Genomic DNA, 16,621 nt, shown 5'->3' with positions numbered 1-16,621 from the left:
TCCCCGCGCCGGACCGCTCAGCCGATCTGCCCGCTGAGGCCCGGGTGGGTCAACTGGTTGGTGCCGATCGCCTCCACCTCCTGCGCGGCGTGACCGACCAGCGGGAGCTTGCCGGCCTCCTTCAGGGCGAGGTCGCCCGGGGAGAGGTTGAGGCCGCTGGAGAGCCCGTCCAGGGCGTCCGGCGACGTGGCGGTGGAGGTCGTGGCCGACGCGGCCGGGGCGGCCAGGGCGAGGCCTGCCATGGTGAGGGCGGCCAGGGTGGCGAGTTTCTTCATGGAACCCCCAACGACCCGGCCGCCCTCAGGTCACCGCGGCGGCGTCAGACCGTCACCCGCAGCGCCCGCACGCTGTTGCTGATGAACGACCCGATCGGCTCCGGCGCGGGCCCCTCGGCCAGGGCGATCCCCGGGAAGCGGTCGAACAGGTACCGCAGCGCGGTCTCCGCCTCCATCCGGGCGAGTCCGGAGCCGAGGCAGAAGTGCGGGCCGTGGCCGAGCGACAGATGCCGGTTCGGCTGCCGGGTGATGTCGAAGCGGTCGGCGTCCGGGTAGTGCGCGGCGTCCCGGCCGGCGGACGCGTAGGAGGCGAGCAGCGCCTCGCCGCGCCGGATCACCACGTCGCCCACCGGGATGTCCTCGGTCGCGTACCGCAGCGGGAACTGCCCGACCGGCGAGTCGTACCGCAGCGTCTCCTCGACCACCGCGGACCACGGCTGCTCCCCGTCGAGCACCAGCCGCAGCTGCTCGGGGTGCGAGAGCAGGGCGCGGACGGCGTTGGTGATCAGGTTGAGGGTGGTCTCGTGCCCGGCCACCAGCATCAGCAGCAGCGTGCCGACGAGCTCCTGTTCGCTGAGCCGGTCCCCGGACTCGCGGGCGGCGATCAGGTCGGTGGTCAGGTCGTCGCCGGGTTCGGCGCGCTTGGCCTCGACCACGGAGGCGAGCAGCGCCTGGAGCCCCCGCTGGGCGGCGATCGCGGCGGCCGGGGTGGCGGAGCTGGAGACCAGGGTGTCGGAGAGCTCGTGCAGTTCGTCCTGCTGCTTGGGCGGCAGGCCCAGCAGTTCGCCGATGACCTGCATCGGCAGCGGGTAGGCGAAGTGCTCGCGCAGGTCGAACGGGCCCTCCAGCCCGGCGAGGTCGTCGAGCAGCGCCCGGGTGCGGGACTCGACGGCGGGCCGCAGTTCGGCGACCCGGCGCGGGGTGAAGGCCTGGGTGACCAGGCCGCGCAGCCGCCGGTGGTCCTCGCCGTCCACGGTGATCATGCCCGGCACGGTGACGAAGTTCAGCAGCGGCCAGCCCTCGGGCAGCCGGCCCTCGGTGAAGGCGGTCCAGAGCTGCGGGTTCTTGCCCACCCGGGGGTCGGCGAGCAGCTCCTGGAGGGTGTCGTGCCGGGCTATCGCCCAGACCACCACCCCGCCAGGGAGTTCCACCAGGACCGCCGGGCCGGCCTCCCGGAGCCGGGCGTTCTCTCCGTGCTGGTCCCGTCCGAAGGGGTCGAGCCGGATGGGCTCGGGTCGGTGGCCGGGTCGGTCGAGCTCAGGGGCGGCGGTGTCCATGACGGCCTCTCGGGGGCTGGCGGGCGGGGCGGGGTGAAGGCGCTGTAGAGCACCGGCAGGCTGACCAGGGCGCGTGACCAGGGCGACCGGCGCCAGGCCAACTCGCTGGGTGGTACGGCCAGTTGGAGATCGGGAAGGCGGTGCAGCAGGGTCTCGACGGCGGTCTCGACGATGATCCGGGCCGGGTGCTGGGCCGGGCAGACGTGCTTGCCGGCGCCCCAGGCCAGGTGCGCCCGGTTGCCGCCGAGCGAGCCGTGCGCGGCGGCCGAGGCGCCCTGGGCGGCCGGGTCGGCGTTGGCCGCGGCCAGGCCGAGCACGAGCATGTCGCCGGCGCTGATGTACTGGCCGCCGAGGACGGTGTCGCCGGTCGCCCACCGGCCGGGGAAGTTCTGCGTCGGCGGGTCGCGCCAGAGCACCTCCTCCAGCGCGTCGGAGACGGTGAGCCGGCCGCCGGTGAGGGTGGCCCGGAACCGGCGGTCGGTGAGCAGCAGCCGCAGGGTGTTGCCGGTCCAGTTGATGGTGGTCTCGTTGCCCGCGACCATCATCACCACCAGGTGGTGCACCGCCTCCTCGTCGCTGAGCGCGGCCGGGTGGGCCAGCAGCCAGGAGGTGAGGTCGGCCCCGGGCGTGGCGCGGCGGCGCCGGACGAGGTCGACCAGGATCGCCTGGAACTCCGCGCTGGCGCGCACGGAGTCCTTGCTGCTGTCGACGAAGTGGCTGATCAGGCCGACCAGGTGCGGTCCGGCCTCGGCGGGCAGTCCGATCAGCTGGGTGAAGACCAGCAGTGGCAGCCGGCGGGCGTACTGCGCGATCAGGTCGGCGGTGCCGTCCGGGCCCCAGCTGTCGATCAGGGCGTCGGCGGCGGCCTCGGTGGTCTCGCGCAGCTGGCGGTGGTCGATCTCGGCCAGCGTGTCGGCGACGGCGGCGCGCAGCCGCTGGTGCTCGGCGCCGTCCAGGTTGAGCAGGGTGGGACGCCAGGCGGTCATCGGCAGCAGCCGGGAGTCGGCGGCCAGCCGGCCCTCGGCGGGGACCCTCCAGCGGCGCGAGTCCTTGGAGAACAGCGCCTCGTTGCGGGTGAGTTCGAGCAGTTCGGGGTAGCCGAGCACGAGCCAGGCCTCGACCCCCGGCTCCAGCTCGATCGGCGCGACCGGGCCGTACTGGGCCCGCAGCCGGGCGTACAGGCCGTGCGGGTCGTCGGCGACGGCGGCGCCGTACAGCCGGGGCAGCGGCACCCCGGCGGGCAGGGTCCCGGCGGCGTGCGCCGGGCAGCCGGGGGGTGCGGACAGCTGCCCGGCGGACGGCGGAACGGCCGTGCCCGGGTCGGGGGTCGTCATCGCTGGAGCTCCAGTACGGCGGTGGAGTGCAGATGGTCGACGAAGTCGATCAGCAGGTCGTACGCGGCCCGGCGGTCCCGGGCGTCGCAGTACAGGATCGGTACGTCGGGCAGCAGGTCGAGGGCGGAGCGCAGCTCCTCCTCGGGGTAACTCGGGGTGTCCGGGAAGGTGTTGACGGCGACCGCGAACGGGATCCGCTGCTCCTCCAGCCGGCCGAGCACGTCGAAGCTCTCGTCCGGGCGGCGCAGGTCGACCATCGCGATGGCGCCGAGCGCGCCGCGCGACAGGTCGTCCCAGAGCGGCCAGAACCGCTGCTGCCCGGGGGTGCCGAAGAGGTAGAGGGCGAGCCGGGGGTTGAGCGTGATCCGGCCGAAGTCCAGCGCGACCGTGGTGGTGGTCTTGCCCGGCCGCCCGGTGAGGTCGTCGATGCCGCTGCTGGCGGCCGTCATGGTCTCCTCGGTGCGCAGCGGCGTGATCTCGCTCAGTGCGCCGACCAGGGTGGTCTTGCCGACCCCGAACGGGCCGGTGACCAGGATCTTCACGGCGCCCTGGACGGACGGCGGCAGGTACTGGGGCTCCGGCGCCGAGGGCTCGGCGGTGCGCGGGTCAGCGGAGTTGGCGGAGGCCAACGAGCACCTCTTCCAAGAGGGTTGCGGGCAGGCGTTCGGCCTGCGGGACGGGCGGGAGCACCTGGACGGCGCCGAGGTCCCAGAGGTCGCCGACCAGCACCTTGACGACGCCGAGCGGCAGCCCGAGGTAGGCGGCCACCTCGGCGACCGACAGCAGGCTGCGGCAGAGGTCCAGGATGCGCTGGTGCTCGCGGTTGAGCAGGGCGTCCTCGGGGAGGTCGGGCCGGTCGGGTAAGGCGCTGACCAGGCTCTCGACGGCGAGCGCGGACCGGGTGGACCGGCTGCGGCCGCCGGTGATCACATAGGGCCGGACCGGCCCGTTCACCGCCGGCCCCCCGCCGCGTGATCGACGCGCGGCGGGCTGGTGAGGTGGCTGCCGATCCGCTCGACGAGGACCTGCATCTGGTAGGCGACCAGGCCGGCGTCGACCGCCTCGCCGGTCACCACGGCCAGGTGGGCCCCGGCCCCGGCGGCGACCACGAAGAGGTAGCCGCCGCCGTACTCGATGACGATCTGGCGGGTGGCGCTGCCGTGGCCGCCGAAGCCCTGGGCGACGCCGCGGGCCAGCGACTGCAGGCCCGAGCAGGCGGCGGCGAGCCGCTCGGCGTCCTCGCGCAGGATGCCCGCGCTGCGGCCGATCTCCAGGCCGTCGTTGGACACCACGACGGCGTGCTGGACCTCGGGGACGGAGATGATGTCGGCGAGCAGCCAGCCGAGATCAGGGGTGGTGGTCATGGAACTCTCCGAAGCGCTGGGGGAGCTGGGGGGAAGCGGGCAGGGAACGGTGGGGCTGGGCCTGCGTCCGGGCGGCCGACCGGCCGTCGGCGGTGCCGGCCTGGAACATCGCCATGAACGCCCGGGCATCCTGCGCCGACCGGTAGGGCGGGGCGGGCGCCGGCGGGGGAGCGGCCGGCGAGGCGTGGCGGTTGGAGCGGTCGCGCCGGTGGCTCCGGCGGGGCAGCGGCGGCGGAGCGGCGGGGCCGGCCGGCGGGGTCTCCACCAGGGGGTGTGCGGTGGTCCGCGGATGTCCGCCCGGGTAGGGGGAGGCCGGGTTCCGGTGGGGATCGGCCGGGAACGCCGGGTCGTCGGGGCCGAGGCCCGGGACGGTCGGCGGGAGCGGCTCGGTGAGCAGCGCGTTCGGCAGCAGCACCACGACCCGGACCCCGCCGTACGGGGAGGGCGCCGAACTGAGGGTGACCCGGAACCCGTACTGCTCGGCGAGCCGGCCGACCGCGGCCAGGCCCAGCTGCGGCACCTCGCCGAGGCGGGACACCTCCAGCGAGGTGCCGCCGGCCAGTGCGGAGGCCGCCTTGGCGACGGCCGGCTCGGGCATCCCGACGCCGCCGTCGTCGATCTCGACGACGGCGCCGTTGTGGACGGGCATCAGCGTGACGAACACCTGGGTGCTGGGCGGTGAGTAGCGGGTGGCGTTGTCCAGCAGCTCGGCCACGGCGTGGATGAGCGCCTCGGCGGCGGCGCCGACCACGGCGGTCTCGATCCGGCTGCGGACCACCACCCGCTGGAAGGGCAGGATGCGCGACTGGGCACCGCGTACCACGTCCTCCAGCGAGACCGGTTCGGGCCAGTGCCGCCCGGCCCGGGCGCCGCACAGGACGGCCAGGGTCTGGGCCAGGCGGGCCTGTTGGGCGGCGGCGTGGTCGGCCTTGAGCAGGCCCTCCAGCAGCGCCGGGTCGTCGTGGGTGCGCTCCATCTCGTCGAGCAGGGCCTGCTGGTCGTGGGCCATCACGAGGATCCGGCGGGCCACGCTGAGGAAGGCCCGCTGGGTGGAGGCGTTGAGTTCCTGCTCCTGCTGGACGGCCGCCAGTTCGCTGCCCCGGCGGGCGAGTTCGACGGCGAGCTGGTCCTGGAGGCGGGCGTTCTCGCGCTGCTGCCGGTCGGCCCGGCGGCGCTGGGTGACGGAGACGGCGCGGTAGCGGGCGGCGGCCACGAGGGCGAGGGCGGCGAGAACGCCGGTTGCCGTTGCACACCACTGAGTCATCGTCACGCCGCGAATTCTAGGGTGATGATCCTACGAAGGTGTGAACGGATCTCGCCAAGTGACCGGATCTCGTCAATATCCCGTCCATACGACGTCAATCCGACCTGCTTCCGGCCCGGCCGCGCCGCGCCCGGGGCCGCTCCCCCGGCGCCGCCGGAGGCTCACTGAACCGGCGAACTCCGGTGCAGCAACAGCAGAGCGACGTCGTCCGGCCGGGAGCGGCGCTCGGTCACGTTGAGGGTGAGCAGGTCGGCGAGGCGCTCCAGGGCGGCGGCCGGGCCGAGCCGGACCGGACCGGCCTGCCGGGCCCACAGCTCCAGCCCGCCGAGCATCCGCTGCACCGACTCGTCGTAGTCCTCCTCGCGGTCCTCGACCAGCCCGTCCGTGTAGACCAGCAGCGTCTCGCCGACGGCCAGGTGCCCGACCGTCAGGTGGTACGGCTGCCCCGGGTCCACGCCCAGCGGCGGGCCGCCCGGCAGGTCCAGCTCGACGGCCGCGGCGTCCGGCGCGATCCGGACCGGCGAAGGGTGACCGGCCCGGGCCGCCCGGACCGTCCCGTCGGCGGGGTCGAGGGTGAGGTAGAGGCAGGTGGCGAAGAGGTCGGTGTCGAGTTCGGACAGCAGCCGGCTGGTCCGAGCCAGGGTGGCGGCCGGGTCGTGGCCGTCGGTGGCGTACGCGCGCAGACCGCTGCGCAGCTGGCCCATCACGGCGGTGGCCTCGGCGTTGTGGCCCTGGACGTCGCCGATCACCAGGCCGATCCGGCCGTCCGGCAGCCGCAGCAGGTCGTACCAGTCGCCGCCGATCTGCATGCCCTCGGTGCTGGGCAGGTAGCGCGCGGCGCTGGCGATCCCGGGCAGCCGGGGCAGGGTGCGCGGCAGCATGGCGCGCTGCAGCTCGGTGGCCCGGTGGTGGTGGGTGTCGTAGAGCCGGGCGCGCTCCAGGGACTGCGCCAGGATGCCGGCGAAGGCGGAGTAGAGGGTGCGGTCCTCGCGGCCGAAGACCCGTTCGGTGGAGAAGGTGATCAGGCAGGAGCCGACCTGCCGCCCGGAGGCGACCAGCGGCAGCACCGCCCAGGACGCCGGGGTCAGTGGCCCGCCGCCGCCCGGCCGGGTGGTGGCGGGCTCGCTGAACAGCGGGGCGGAGCGGGCCAGCGAGTGCTGCATCACGCCCTCGGAGAGGTCGGCCAGCCGGGTCAGCTCGGTCCGGCGCGGGCCGCCGTACACGGTGTGCGAGACGGGCAGCAGCCGGCCCTCGTCGACCAGGTCGAGCACGATGCTGGCGGCGCCGAACGCCGGCCGGGCGACGTCGGTCACCGCGGTGGTCACGTCCCGGACGGTGACCGCGCGGGACAGCGCGCGGGTGAGCGCCAGCAGCAGCGCCGAGCGGGCGCCGACCGCCGGGGCGCCGCCGCCCGCTCCGCCGCCGGCCGCCTCCTCCGCGGGGGCGCCCGCGCGGTCCCGGTCGGCCAGCAGCCCGGCGACCCGGACCGGCCGGCGGTGCACGTCCAGCATCACCTCGCCGGTCTCCTCGATCCGGATCACCCCGCCGTCGCGCCGCGGCACCCGGTACTCGATCCGGTACGGGCCGCCGGTGGCGAGTGCCTCGGCGAGGGCGGCCTGAACGTCCGGGAGGTCCTCGGGGTGGACCAGCCCGTCCAGGTCGGGTGCGGTGGGCGGGCCGTCGGGCGGCACGGGGCGGTCGACCAGCCGGTAGGCGGTGGCGTCCCAGAAGGTCTCGCCGGTCACCAGATCGCGCTCGAAGGCGCCGTGCCCGGCGGACCGGACGGCGAGCGAGAGCATCGGGTGGGCCAGTGCGGCGGACCGCCCGTCCGTACCGGCCTCGCCGCCGGGCCCCGGGTGGGCCGTCCCGGCCGGGCGGGCCCCCGCCCGCGCGCTGTCGAGCAGATGGGCGAGCCGGTGGGCGCAGGCGTCGCCGAGCGTCTCCAGCACGTCCAGATCGCGGCGGGGGACGGTGCCCCGGTGGGCGAGGGCGAGGGCGAGCACGCCGATCGGCCGTTCGTCGACGATCATCGGCAGGGCGATCAGCGCGACCATTCCGGTGCCCATACCGGCATTGCGGTTGGGGTAGTCGACGCTGGTGCGCTCCGGACTGAGCAGGTACGGGCGGCGAAGTCGCAGGGCCATCGCGGCGGGCAGCTCGCTCGCCGGATCGATGACGCCGTAGCGCTCGTGGACCCAGTCGGGCAGGCCGTGCGAGGCGGTGAGCCGGAGCATCCCGGCGCTGTCCAGCAGGTAGAGCGCGGAGCCCTCACCGGTGATCCAGCCCGGGCCTTCGGCGAGCACGGTCCCGAGGAGTTCGGCGGCGGTGGTGCAGCCGAGCAGTAACCGGACACAGCGCATCGCGCTGCGCGCGGTGGGGCTGCTGCGCGGGGCCCGGCTCTCGTCCTCGGAGGGGGGAAGCCACGGTGAGGTCAGGTCCATGGGATTTCCCGGCCTTTCCGTCGCCTTGTCGGGCACCCAATTCTTCATACCTCATTTCCGATGCCGGTGAAGGGTGACCCGGACGGCGCACCGGTGCCGGGGTGCGGGCGCCGGCCGTGCCCTTTCCGGCCGCTCCGACCGGGTGGTCCGCCGTGGTCCGGCCGGCCCGCCGCGCGGGGTGCGCCGGGTGCGGCGGGGGTGGAGGGGGCGGGGTTCAGGCCCCGGGCCAGTTCCGGAGGCCGCCGGTGAGGAGGGTGATCAGGCGGTCCTGGGTGTCGGAGAGGTTCTCGGCGAGCTGGAACCCGCCGCCGATCGACAGCGAGGCGAAGCCGTGGGCGACCGAGCGGACGGTCCGGGCGGCGTGGACGGCCTCGGAGCCCTCCAGCCCGTAGCCGCGGAGCACCGCGAGGATCACCCCGACCAGCCGGCCGCCCGCCCTGGCCAGGTCGTCGTCCGGCTGCGGGGCCTGCGGCAGCGCGGCGTACCGGTGCGGGTACTCGGTGGCGTAGCCGTGGTAGGCCCGCAGGACGGCGGCGACGGCGTCATCCCCGCCGCGGCCGAGGGCGGCCTCGGCGAGCCGGTCGGCGAGTTCCTCGGTGACCCGGACGGCGATCAGCCGGCGCAGCTCGGCGAGTCCGCCGCTGACGTGCTTGTACAGCGAGGGGGTGGCCACCTGGGCCCGTCCGGCGACGGCGGCCAGGGTGAGGGCCTCGGGGCCCTGTTCGTCGATGAGGGCGAGGGCGTGGTCGACGACCTGCTCGGGGGTCAGTCCGACTCGGGGCATGGTGCGGTCTCCGTGGTCGAGGAAGCGGGCGGGCTCGGGCCGGCCCGGCGCGGAAGGGCGGGCTCAGGCCAGCTCGGCGAGGAAGGGCAGCAGGGCGTCGGCGGTGGCCTGCGGCCGGTCGGTCATCGGGTAGTGCCCGGAGCCCTCGATCATCACCCTGCGGCCGTTCAGCGCGGCGGCCTGCCGGTCGGCGACCAGCTCGGGGTTCGGGAAGTCGGGGTCCTTGGTGCCCATCAGGACCAGCGCCGGGCAGCTCACGGCGGCGGTCCAGCCGTTCGGCGCGGAGTCCCCGCGCACGTAGCCCCGGGTGGCCTGCTTGCGGCCCGGCGTGCGCATCGCGGCGACCAGTCCGTCCACGTAGGCGTCGAAGTCGGCCGGCTTGGGACCGGGGTACGCCATCTTGCGGTGGTAGAGGCCCCAGAACGCGGGCGAGTGCACCAGCAGGACGCCCATCACGCCGAACATCACGCGCTGCAGCGCGTTCGGCGGCGGGTTCTCGACGAAGGCGTCCACCAGGACGATCCCGGCGACCCGCTCCGGCGCGTCCCCGGCCACCTTGACCACCGTCGCACCGGCGTAGGAGTTGCCGACCAGCGTGGCGCGGTCGATGCCGAGGTGGTCCAGCAGGGCGAGGACGTCGGTGGCGATCGCGGCCGGCGTGTAGTCGTCCCAGGCGATCGAGGACTCGCCGAAGCCGCGCAGGTCCAGGGTGATCACCCGGTGGCCCGCGGCCACCAGCAGCGGGCGCAGGTGCCGGTACGCGGCGCGGCTGTCGAGCATCCCGGGGAGCAGGACGAGGGGGGCGCCGTCGCCCTGCTCGGTGTCGTCGAAGGCCAGCCGGCCGCCGGGGAGGTCGAGGTACTGGGTGCTGGGGGTGAAGGTGCCGGGCATGGGGGCCTCCTCGGTCTGCGGGGACGGGCTGTCGGCGTTGCGCTGATAGCCATAAAGCTAAGGCTAATAGCCTTAGCCGTCAAGCCCTCGACCGGCCGGACCCCGGGGTGGCCCCGGTGCCGCGGCTCAGACCCCCTCCACCTTGAACGGGTCGTGCTCGGCGAGCAGCTTCTCCAGCCGCGCCTGGTCCACCCGGGTGACGATCTCGTTGGTCTCCTGCCGGTCCCGGATCACCTTGGCCAGGGTGAAGGCGGAGGTGACGGTGTAGAGCAGGCCGACCGCGAGGAAGGCGCGGGTCCAGCCGCCGACCGGCAGATAGGCGATGCCGACGGCGAGGGCGCCGCCGGAGAGGGCGAAGGAGAGGACGGCCTGGAGGTGATACGCGGCCGTGGTGCGTGACTGCATCGGTGCGTTCATGGCGCCAGGATGGCCGCGCCGGGAGCGCCGCACATGAGTAGGAGTACTCAAGTGGGGGACCGTTCGTTGACGTCCCCTCACGTTCGGTAGTGTCAGGTGCCGTCGATCCGCCCAAATCGCCCATCAGGTCACGTACCGTCCGGGTAGTATCCGGCTGTCCCGAACGGACGGCTTGGAATCAGAGGCTCCTAGGATTAACGTTTGATAACGCAGCGCGGTTCGTAACGCCGTACCCAGACGGCACCGTGCGCCGTCGCCTAATCCCGCCGGCCGGCCTCCGGGCAGGCCAGGGAGCCGGGGAACCATGTTCCTTGGGGTGAATCGGCCGGGCCCAGGCCCAGCCGTAGGAGACCTTCCTGCTCCGAACCCGTCAGCTAACCCGGTAGGCGCGAAGGAAGGAAAGGAGCGCGCCTCCGTGGCGTCGTCGCACTCTCCGGCACACCTGCCCGGCTCCCCCGCCGGCACCCAGCTGCTCGACCACCCCTGGCCGCCCGCCCACCCGGGCGAGTTCGGCGGGTCCGGCGCCGAGACCGGGCCGCAGGCCCCCGACAGCAACCGGCACCGGATGCCCCGTCAGACCCGCGGCACCGCCCCGCTGCTCGGCGTCACCGCCGTGGCCGCCACCCTCGGTGCGACCGGCTTCGCCTCCGCCACCCCGGCCGCCGCCCCCGCCGTCGAGGTCCCCGACGAGACCCCGGTCGCGCTCGCCGCGGACCCGGGCCTCGCGCTCGCCGCCCGGATCCAGCAGCAGGCCGACAGCCAGCGCACCGCCGCCGAGGAGGGCGCCCGCCTGCAGGCCGCCAAGGAGGCCGAGGTCAAGCGCGCGGCCCAGCAGCAGGAGGCCAAGCGGGCCGCCGAGGAGGCCGAGAAGGCCAAGCTCGCCGCCATCGAGCTGCCGGTGCGCGACTACCACCTCTCGGCCCACTACGGCCAGAGCGCCTCCTACTGGGCCCACCTGCACACCGGCCTGGACTTCGCCGCCGACACCGGCACCCCGGTCTACGCGGTCGGCCAGGGCACCATCACCTCGGCCGGCTGGGCCGGGTCGTACGGCTACCGGATCGTCGAGACGCTGCCCGACGGCACCGAGATCTGGTACTGCCACCTCTCCTCGATCATCAAGGGCTCCGGCAAGGTCGTCCCCGGCCAGCAGCTCGGCAAGGTGGGGGCCACCGGCAACGTCACCGGCCCGCACCTGCACCTGGAGGTCCGGCCCGGCGGCGGTGCCCCGGTCGACCCGGAGAGCTGGTTCGAGCAGCGCGGCGTGACGCCCTGACCGGCGTCACCTTCTGACAGCCCGCCGCGGTGCCCCGGTCGTCGTCACGACGGCCGGGGCACCGTCGCGTCTCAGGCCCCGGCGGCCGCGCCGGCCCCGTCCGGCCGGTCGGCGGACCCGTGCCCGTGCCCGGGCTCGTCCCCGTACTCGTCCCCGTAGTCGTCCCCGGGCTCGTCGTCCCCGTACTCCCCGGCGTCCTCCGCCTCGCCGGGTGCCCCGGGCAGCTGCGCCAGGTACGCGTCGATCTCCTCCTGGCCCGGCTCCGGGGCCAGCTCCGGGAACTCCTCCACCAGCAGCCGCGGCAGCCCCGGCACCGTCCACTCGCCGAAGAGGTCCAGCGCGGCCTCGACGGCGGCCTCCTCGAACGCCCCGAAGTCCCCGGCCAGCTCGTCGGGCATCGGCCGACCCTGCGCGGTGAGCTCCTCCAGGTTGCGGTAGCTGCGCCGCATCAGCCCCTGCTCCAGCAGCCGCCGGGCACCGTCGGTGGCCATCCCGACGCTGAGCGGCCGGGCGCCGTCCCAGCCCCCGTCGTCCACCGGGTCCAGCGCGCCCGCCGCCTCCAGCCGCTCGTAGGCGGCCGCCCGGTCCTCCGGCGCCAGCTCCCGGAACGCCTCCAGCCAGGCCCGGACCGCCGCCCCGTCGGCCGGGTCCACCCCGTCCGCGTGCAGCAGCAGCGTGTACAGCCGGGGCCAGGTCACCAGGTCGGCGCGGCGCAGCAGCCCGGCAGCCACCTCGCCCTGCCACTCGGCCTCTGCGTGCAGCCGCTCCTGCCGCTTGGCGTTCAGCCGCTTCGCCGCCCGCTGGTGGTCGATCAGCAGCCGCACCGCGGCGCCGTACGCCAGCGGGTCCTGCTCCGGCTCGGGCTGGACGTACAGGTAGAGCCGCTCGTACAGCAGTTGTTCCACGGCGTCCGAGGTCAGCTCCGGCCAGCCGTCACGCATCCTGCCCTCACCCAGCTCCAGCAGCGCCAGCACCGCCCGCACCGGCGCCTCGGCCACCGGCGGGTGGCCGTGCGCCTGCGCCCAGGCGAGCAGTTCGGCGGCTTTGGTGCGCGGGGCGAGCCGCAGGTCTTCTTCTTCCATGTCACGTAAGGTAACCGGAAAGCCCGGGTAGGGTCGGCAGGCATGGTCCCCGTCCGACTCACCGGCCCCCGCCTGGCCATCCGCGAGTTCCACCACAGCGCCGCCGACGTCGACGCCCTGTACGCGGTGTTCGGCGACCGGGAGGCCACCCGCTACCTCCCGTTCGAGCCGCGTGACCGCGAGGACTGCGCCGACCAGATCGAGCAGTACCTGGAGGAGGCGCAGCAGGACGAGCGGACGGTCTACCGGCTGGCCGTCACCCGCCGCGCTGACGCGGACGCCCCGTCCTGCGCCGTCCCGATCGGCAACGCCGCCCTCACGCTCGGCGGCCACCGCAGCGCCGACCTCGGCTACGCGCTGCGCCCCGACACCTGGGGCAACGGCTACGCGGGCGAGATCACCGGGCTGCTCTGCGACTTCGCCTTCGGCCCGCTCGGGCTGCACCGGCTGGTCGCCCGGGTGGACGTGGAGAACACGGCCTCGGTCCGGGTGCTCATCCGGGCCGGCTTCCGCCTGGAGGGCCGGATCCGGCACGACGTGCACCTGCGCGGCCGCTGGCGCGACTCCTTCCAGTACTCGCTCCTCGCCCACGAGTGGCCCCGGGCGGGGGGTTAACCCCCGGCCCGCTTCACGGGGGAGCCGGATGTCCGCCCGGCCCGGCCTTTGACAGGGTTGTGACGTCAGCCCGGCACGCCACCGAGAAGGACCCGAGGGCCATGAGCAGCAGCCTCAGCACGCAGCGCAGCGAGTACGACCGCGACGACGCGGTACGGCGCACCGAGGAGCCGCCGTACGCCTGGCGGGCGCCGTTCTCGTCCTACTACTACCGGGAGCTCGGCTTCACCCTCACCGCGGTGCCGGTGGCCCTCGCCGGGTTCGCCTTCGCCATCACGCTGTTCACCTTCGGTGTTGGCACTCTCGTCACCGTGCTCGGCATGCCGGTGCTGGCCGCTCTGACCGCCGGGGCCCGGGGCTTCGGCCGGCTGGAGCGGGCCCGGGTCCGCGGCATGCTGGCGCTGGACGTGCCCGGCCCGAAGCCGGTCCGGGCGCGCCGGCCGGGCAGCTGGGGCGCGATCACCGCGCGGCTGGTGGACGCGGCGGGCTGGAAGGCCGTGCTCTACCAGGTGGTGATGCTCCCGTGGGCGCTCTTCAGCTTCGCGATGTCGCTGACGTTCCTGCTGGTCGGCTGGACGCTGGCGCTCTACCCGCTCTACCACTGGGTCTACCCGAAGTACGTCGGCTGGCGGGGCCTCCGGGTGTTCGACTACTACGACGGCAACGGCGTCGAGCACGTCTACTACGTCGAGGGGCCGCTGCAGATCGCCGGGCTCTCGCTGCTGGGCTTCGTGTTCGTCTTCCTGACCCCGCAGCTGGTGCGCGCCCTGACCAACGTCAACCGGCTCGCCGCCCGGGCTCTGCTCGGCCGCTGACCGGCCCACCCGCCGCCCCACCGCCCGGACCCACCAGCCCCACCGGCCCCGCCCCGCCCCGGACGCTCCGGGGTGCGGGCGGGGCCGGCCCGTGGTCCGATGACCGCATGGCCGCCCCGACCGACCTCGCCGCCGACGTCCCGGTCACCTCCCGCCCGCTGGACGAGTACTGCGCGCTGTTCGATCTGACCCGGGCCGGGCTCGCCGCCCTCCCCGGGCCGGTCCTCGACTGCCCGGGCGGCGCCGCCGGGCTCGCCGCCGAGGCACGCGAGCTGGGCTGCCGGGTGATCGCCACCGATCCCGCGTACGCCTGGCCGGCCCCCGAGCTCGCGGCCCGCGCGCTGGCCGCCCGCGCCGCCATGGCGGCCGCGATGGCCGCCCGCCCCGAGCTGTACCCGGCGGCCCACCACCGCCCGGCCGACCGCTACCTGCGCAGCTGGGACCGGGCCCGCCGGCTGTTCGCCGCGGACGCCGCCGCCCACCCGCAGCGGTACGTGGCCGCCGCGCTGCCCCGGCTGCCGTTCGCGGACGACACCTTCGCGCTCACCCTCAGCGGGTTCCTGCTGTTCGTCTACCCCGAACTCTTCGGCCCCGAGCAGCAGTTGGCCGCGCTGACCGAGCTGGTCCGGGTGACCGCCCCCGGCGGCGAGGTCCGGGTCCACCCGCTGAACGACGCCGCGGGCCGGCGCTGCCGGCACCTCGACGGGCTGCGCCGCGCGCTGGGCGAGCGCCGGATCGCCAGCGAGGTCCGCCCGCTCCCGGCCGGTGCGGGGCGACTCGGCCGGGTCCTCGTCCTGCGGGCCGCCGACCGCCGGCACCGGGGCGGCTAGCCCGGCTGCCGCTCCGGCCGGTCGGTCTCGGGCGGGCCGACCGGCTGCCCGGCCGGCTGCCCGACCGGACCGGTCTGCTGCGGGAGGGTGACCTGCGGGGGGAGCGGAGCCGGTGACTCCAGCCGGGAGAGGATCTTCTCCGCCAGCCAGCTCCGGTCGGAGCCGTACGGGATGCCGTCCGGCGCCACCAGCCGGCCGGCCACCGCGTCCCGCAGCCGCTGCGCCTGTGCGGCCGGCAGCCAGGAGAGCAGGCCCCGGGCGGCCAGCAGCGCGTGGTACTGCTCGAAGCCGGAGCGCGGGTGCTCGATCGCCTCCAGCACGCTGGCCAGGTCGGCCAGCGCGGGATCGCCCTGCATCAGGGCGAGCGCCTGGATCCGCCGGTCGTCGGCGCCGTCCGCGAACAGCTCCCGGACCCGGTCCGCGGTGAGCGCCGAGCGCCGGGCCGTCGACCGGACCTCGGCCATCACGCTCTCCGGCCCGGTCGTCGCGTTCGACGGCAGCAGGCGGGCCGGGTCGTCCGCCCGGCCGGTGCTGCCGCCCAGCAGGCCCAGGTGCTGCATCGCGCGGACCCGCAGGTCGTCCGCGCCCACCTTGTCGCCCCGGAGGTCGCGGTCCTGGCCGGCCAGGAAGAGGTCGAGCGCCTGGTCGGCGCCGGAGAGCACCCGGGGCAGGGCGAGCCGGGTCACCAGCCAGCCGGTCAGGAAGCCGAGAACGAGGAAGTAGAGGACGAGCGCGGCCGCGAAGGGGGCCGCGCCCTCGCCGCCGCCCAGCGCGGGGGCCAGTGCCGCGCCGAGCTGGTGCAGCCGCTCGCCGAGCGAGCCGAGCTGGGTCAGGCCGACGCCGAGCAGCACCTTGGTCAGCCAGTCGGAGACCTGCTCCAGATTGGTGTTCGGGGCGTAGGAGCCGTGCGGCTCACCGGCCGGGCCGCCGCGCGCCCGGGGCACGCCGAACAGGAAGCCGAGCGCGCCGCCGAGCACCGCCGAGGCCCCGGTCACCACCAGCCCGCCGCCCAGCGCCTGCCAGCTGTGCGCCCGGTCGAGGGAGAACAGCACCAGGCCGAGCGCCCCCACCCCCACCAGCGCTCCGGCCGCTCCCCGTTGTGCCGTTCGCAGGGCCGTCGTGCCCCCGGTCCGCCGCGTCCTCGCCATCGCCTACCCCCTGTGGCCGCCCCGCTCCGCTCCGGAACCCGCGCCGACTCTAGCGTCGGAGCGGTGGGAGGCAAACGCCCCGGGCCGCCGTCCGGGCCGATCGGTGCCGGAACAGCAGACAGCCCGTGGGCTGCTCCTCGCTGCAGCGAGGCACCGGGGATGTTCCGGTGAGCCCACGGGCCGGGTGACTGCTTGGAATTCGCCTGCCGGAGGCACGGGGCCTCGTCCTGCGCAGGCAGGGGCGGCTCTAGCGAGCAGCCACCTCACGCATCCTGATGGAACTCAATTCAGGATCACCTCCCTTCAGTGTGCAGCCAGCTTAGGCAGCTCCTCGGAACGGGGGCAACGGATTTATTCGCGGCCGCCGCACCGGTTCCCGGGCGGCTCCGGTGCGGCTCCGGGATGGCTTCCGAACCGGGCCGGGAGCGGCGGGGAGCCGGGGCGACGGGCCCCCGGGAGCGGGCCCGGACCCCGGACACGCGAGAGGCCCGGAGGACGAATCCTCCGGGCCTCTGTGCTACTGAGTAGCGGGGACAGGATTTGAACCTGCGACCTCTGGGTTATGAGCCCAGCGAGCTACCGAGCTGCTCCACCCCGCGTCGGTGAACGCAACCCTACGGGGAAGTCGCCCGGATGGGAAATCAGTTCGTCGCCGGCCTCGGAACTCGGACGCGGACCCCGGACGCGGACCCCGGGCCCGGACCCCGGACATGCGAGAGGCCCGGAGGACGAATCCTCCGGGCCTCTGTGCTACTGAGTAGCGGGGACAGGATTTGAACCTGCGACCTCTGGGTTATGAGCCCAGCGA

General features: G+C 74.9%; 17 protein-coding genes, 2 tRNA genes and 1 riboswitch (1 of these 20 only partly in view). Of the genes, 4 read left to right on the top strand and 15 right to left on the bottom strand.

What is annotated here, in order from left to right; genetic code table 11:
- Positions 1–17: 17 nt before the first annotated feature.
- The 11 genes from ACZ4UX_RS28085 to ACZ4UX_RS28035 all read right to left on the bottom strand — a co-directional run bounded on the left by ACZ4UX_RS28085 (position 18) and on the right by ACZ4UX_RS28035 (position 10,047).
- Positions 18–275 (bottom strand): hypothetical protein, encoded by a 258-nt coding sequence (locus tag ACZ4UX_RS28085; protein ID WP_329489049.1) that lies wholly within the window; start codon positions 273–275, stop codon positions 18–20.
- Between the two features lie 44 nt (positions 276–319).
- Entirely contained in the window at positions 320–1,426 is a 1,107-nt protein-coding gene (locus ACZ4UX_RS28080; protein ID WP_465708734.1) for a cytochrome P450 family protein, read from the bottom strand.
- Entirely contained in the window at positions 1,390–2,886 is a 1,497-nt protein-coding gene (locus ACZ4UX_RS28075; RefSeq protein WP_359837112.1) for a cytochrome P450, read from the bottom strand. Before ACZ4UX_RS28075 ends, ACZ4UX_RS28080 begins: the two co-directional genes overlap by 37 nt.
- Positions 2,883–3,515 carry a GTP-binding protein gene (locus ACZ4UX_RS28070; protein WP_329489052.1) on the bottom strand — a complete coding sequence of 211 codons (633 nt, stop codon included), beginning with the start codon at positions 3,513–3,515 and terminating at the stop codon, positions 2,883–2,885. The genes ACZ4UX_RS28075 and ACZ4UX_RS28070 overlap by 4 nt, the downstream gene beginning before the upstream one ends.
- On the bottom strand, positions 3,493–3,840 hold the full coding sequence (locus tag ACZ4UX_RS28065) for a DUF742 domain-containing protein (protein WP_352291173.1): 348 nt from the start codon (positions 3,838–3,840) through the stop codon (positions 3,493–3,495). Before ACZ4UX_RS28065 ends, ACZ4UX_RS28070 begins: the two co-directional genes overlap by 23 nt.
- Positions 3,837–4,250, bottom strand: coding sequence for a roadblock/LC7 domain-containing protein (locus ACZ4UX_RS28060; protein ID WP_329489055.1), 414 nt, complete (start codon positions 4,248–4,250; stop codon positions 3,837–3,839). The genes ACZ4UX_RS28065 and ACZ4UX_RS28060 overlap by 4 nt, the downstream gene beginning before the upstream one ends.
- Entirely contained in the window at positions 4,234–5,514 is a 1,281-nt protein-coding gene (locus ACZ4UX_RS28055) for a sensor histidine kinase (protein WP_329492194.1), read from the bottom strand. The genes ACZ4UX_RS28060 and ACZ4UX_RS28055 overlap by 17 nt, the downstream gene beginning before the upstream one ends.
- A gap of 161 nt (positions 5,515–5,675) precedes the next feature.
- Positions 5,676–7,955, bottom strand: a complete 2,280-nt coding sequence (locus ACZ4UX_RS28050) for a SpoIIE family protein phosphatase (protein WP_465708733.1) — start codon at positions 7,953–7,955, stop codon at positions 5,676–5,678.
- Positions 7,956–8,169: 214 nt separating this feature from the next.
- A complete protein-coding gene (locus ACZ4UX_RS28045) occupies positions 8,170–8,739 on the bottom strand; it encodes a TetR/AcrR family transcriptional regulator (protein WP_465708732.1) in 570 nt (189 codons plus the stop codon).
- Between the two features lie 63 nt (positions 8,740–8,802).
- The gene (locus ACZ4UX_RS28040) at positions 8,803–9,630 is read right to left on the bottom strand and encodes an alpha/beta fold hydrolase (protein ID WP_465708731.1); all 828 of its coding nucleotides are present in this window, start codon (positions 9,628–9,630) and stop codon (positions 8,803–8,805) included.
- 126 nt (positions 9,631–9,756) lie between these two features.
- The gene (locus ACZ4UX_RS28035) at positions 9,757–10,047 is read right to left on the bottom strand and encodes a YiaA/YiaB family inner membrane protein (RefSeq protein WP_329489059.1); all 291 of its coding nucleotides are present in this window, start codon (positions 10,045–10,047) and stop codon (positions 9,757–9,759) included.
- A 244-nt stretch (positions 10,048–10,291) separates the two neighbouring features.
- Positions 10,292–10,450: riboswitch (cyclic di-AMP (ydaO/yuaA leader) on the top strand.
- Between the two features lie 12 nt (positions 10,451–10,462).
- Between ACZ4UX_RS28035 and ACZ4UX_RS28030 the strand changes: the two genes are divergently transcribed.
- A complete protein-coding gene (locus tag ACZ4UX_RS28030) occupies positions 10,463–11,323 on the top strand; it encodes a M23 family metallopeptidase (protein ID WP_359805738.1) in 861 nt (286 codons plus the stop codon).
- A 71-nt stretch (positions 11,324–11,394) separates the two neighbouring features.
- Here ACZ4UX_RS28030 and ACZ4UX_RS28025 read toward each other — a convergent pair whose 3' ends face one another.
- A complete protein-coding gene (locus ACZ4UX_RS28025; protein WP_465708730.1) occupies positions 11,395–12,405 on the bottom strand; it encodes a hypothetical protein in 1,011 nt (336 codons plus the stop codon).
- A gap of 42 nt (positions 12,406–12,447) precedes the next feature.
- On the opposite strand from ACZ4UX_RS28025, the gene ACZ4UX_RS28020 reads away from it, so the two are divergent.
- The 3 genes from ACZ4UX_RS28020 to ACZ4UX_RS28010 all read left to right on the top strand — a co-directional run bounded on the left by ACZ4UX_RS28020 (position 12,448) and on the right by ACZ4UX_RS28010 (position 14,665).
- Positions 12,448–13,020 carry a GNAT family N-acetyltransferase gene (locus ACZ4UX_RS28020; protein ID WP_465708729.1) on the top strand — a complete coding sequence of 191 codons (573 nt, stop codon included), beginning with the start codon at positions 12,448–12,450 and terminating at the stop codon, positions 13,018–13,020.
- Between the two features lie 101 nt (positions 13,021–13,121).
- The gene (locus ACZ4UX_RS28015; protein WP_465708728.1) at positions 13,122–13,835 is read left to right on the top strand and encodes a sensor domain-containing protein; all 714 of its coding nucleotides are present in this window, start codon (positions 13,122–13,124) and stop codon (positions 13,833–13,835) included.
- A 107-nt stretch (positions 13,836–13,942) separates the two neighbouring features.
- Entirely contained in the window at positions 13,943–14,665 is a 723-nt protein-coding gene (locus ACZ4UX_RS28010; protein WP_465708727.1) for a class I SAM-dependent methyltransferase, read from the top strand.
- On the opposite strand, the gene ACZ4UX_RS28005 is transcribed toward ACZ4UX_RS28010, so the two are convergent.
- The 3 genes from ACZ4UX_RS28005 to ACZ4UX_RS27995 all read right to left on the bottom strand — a co-directional run.
- Positions 14,662–15,741, bottom strand: coding sequence for a hypothetical protein (locus tag ACZ4UX_RS28005; protein ID WP_465708726.1), 1,080 nt, complete (start codon positions 15,739–15,741; stop codon positions 14,662–14,664). The genes ACZ4UX_RS28010 and ACZ4UX_RS28005 overlap by 4 nt on opposite strands.
- A 597-nt stretch (positions 15,742–16,338) precedes the next feature.
- Positions 16,339–16,412, bottom strand: a tRNA-Met gene (locus tag ACZ4UX_RS28000).
- Positions 16,413–16,571: 159 nt separating this feature from the next.
- Positions 16,572–16,621, bottom strand: a tRNA-Met gene (locus tag ACZ4UX_RS27995) (it continues 124 nt past the right edge of the window).

It is taken from the genome of Kitasatospora sp. NPDC028961, from assembly GCF_055564815.1.
Note: the sequence above shows the minus strand (reverse complement) of the source record. Positions and strands in the feature narration are given on the sequence as shown.

Excerpts from the sequence above, each read along its gene's own strand:
- ACZ4UX_RS28085 (WP_329489049.1), bottom strand. The coding sequence starts at position 275 with ATGAAGAAACTCGCCACCCTGGCCGCCCTCACCATGGCAGGCCTCGCC.
- ACZ4UX_RS28075 (WP_359837112.1), bottom strand. The coding sequence starts at position 2,886 with ATGACGACCCCCGACCCGGGCACGGCCGTTCCGCCGTCCGCCGGGCAG.
- ACZ4UX_RS28060 (WP_329489055.1), bottom strand. The coding sequence starts at position 4,250 with ATGACCACCACCCCTGATCTCGGCTGGCTGCTCGCCGACATCATCTCC.
- ACZ4UX_RS28055 (WP_329492194.1), bottom strand. The coding sequence starts at position 5,514 with ATGACTCAGTGGTGTGCAACGGCAACCGGCGTTCTCGCCGCCCTCGCC.
- ACZ4UX_RS28050 (WP_465708733.1), bottom strand. The coding sequence starts at position 7,955 with ATGGACCTGACCTCACCGTGGCTTCCCCCCTCCGAGGACGAGAGCCGG.
- ACZ4UX_RS28045 (WP_465708732.1), bottom strand. The coding sequence starts at position 8,739 with ATGCCCCGAGTCGGACTGACCCCCGAGCAGGTCGTCGACCACGCCCTC.
- ACZ4UX_RS28040 (WP_465708731.1), bottom strand. The coding sequence starts at position 9,630 with ATGCCCGGCACCTTCACCCCCAGCACCCAGTACCTCGACCTCCCCGGC.
- ACZ4UX_RS28035 (WP_329489059.1), bottom strand. The coding sequence starts at position 10,047 with ATGAACGCACCGATGCAGTCACGCACCACGGCCGCGTATCACCTCCAG.
- ACZ4UX_RS28025 (WP_465708730.1), bottom strand. The coding sequence starts at position 12,405 with ATGGAAGAAGAAGACCTGCGGCTCGCCCCGCGCACCAAAGCCGCCGAA.
- ACZ4UX_RS28020 (WP_465708729.1), top strand. The coding sequence starts at position 12,448 with ATGGTCCCCGTCCGACTCACCGGCCCCCGCCTGGCCATCCGCGAGTTC.
- ACZ4UX_RS28015 (WP_465708728.1), top strand. The coding sequence starts at position 13,122 with ATGAGCAGCAGCCTCAGCACGCAGCGCAGCGAGTACGACCGCGACGAC.
- ACZ4UX_RS28010 (WP_465708727.1), top strand. The coding sequence starts at position 13,943 with ATGGCCGCCCCGACCGACCTCGCCGCCGACGTCCCGGTCACCTCCCGC.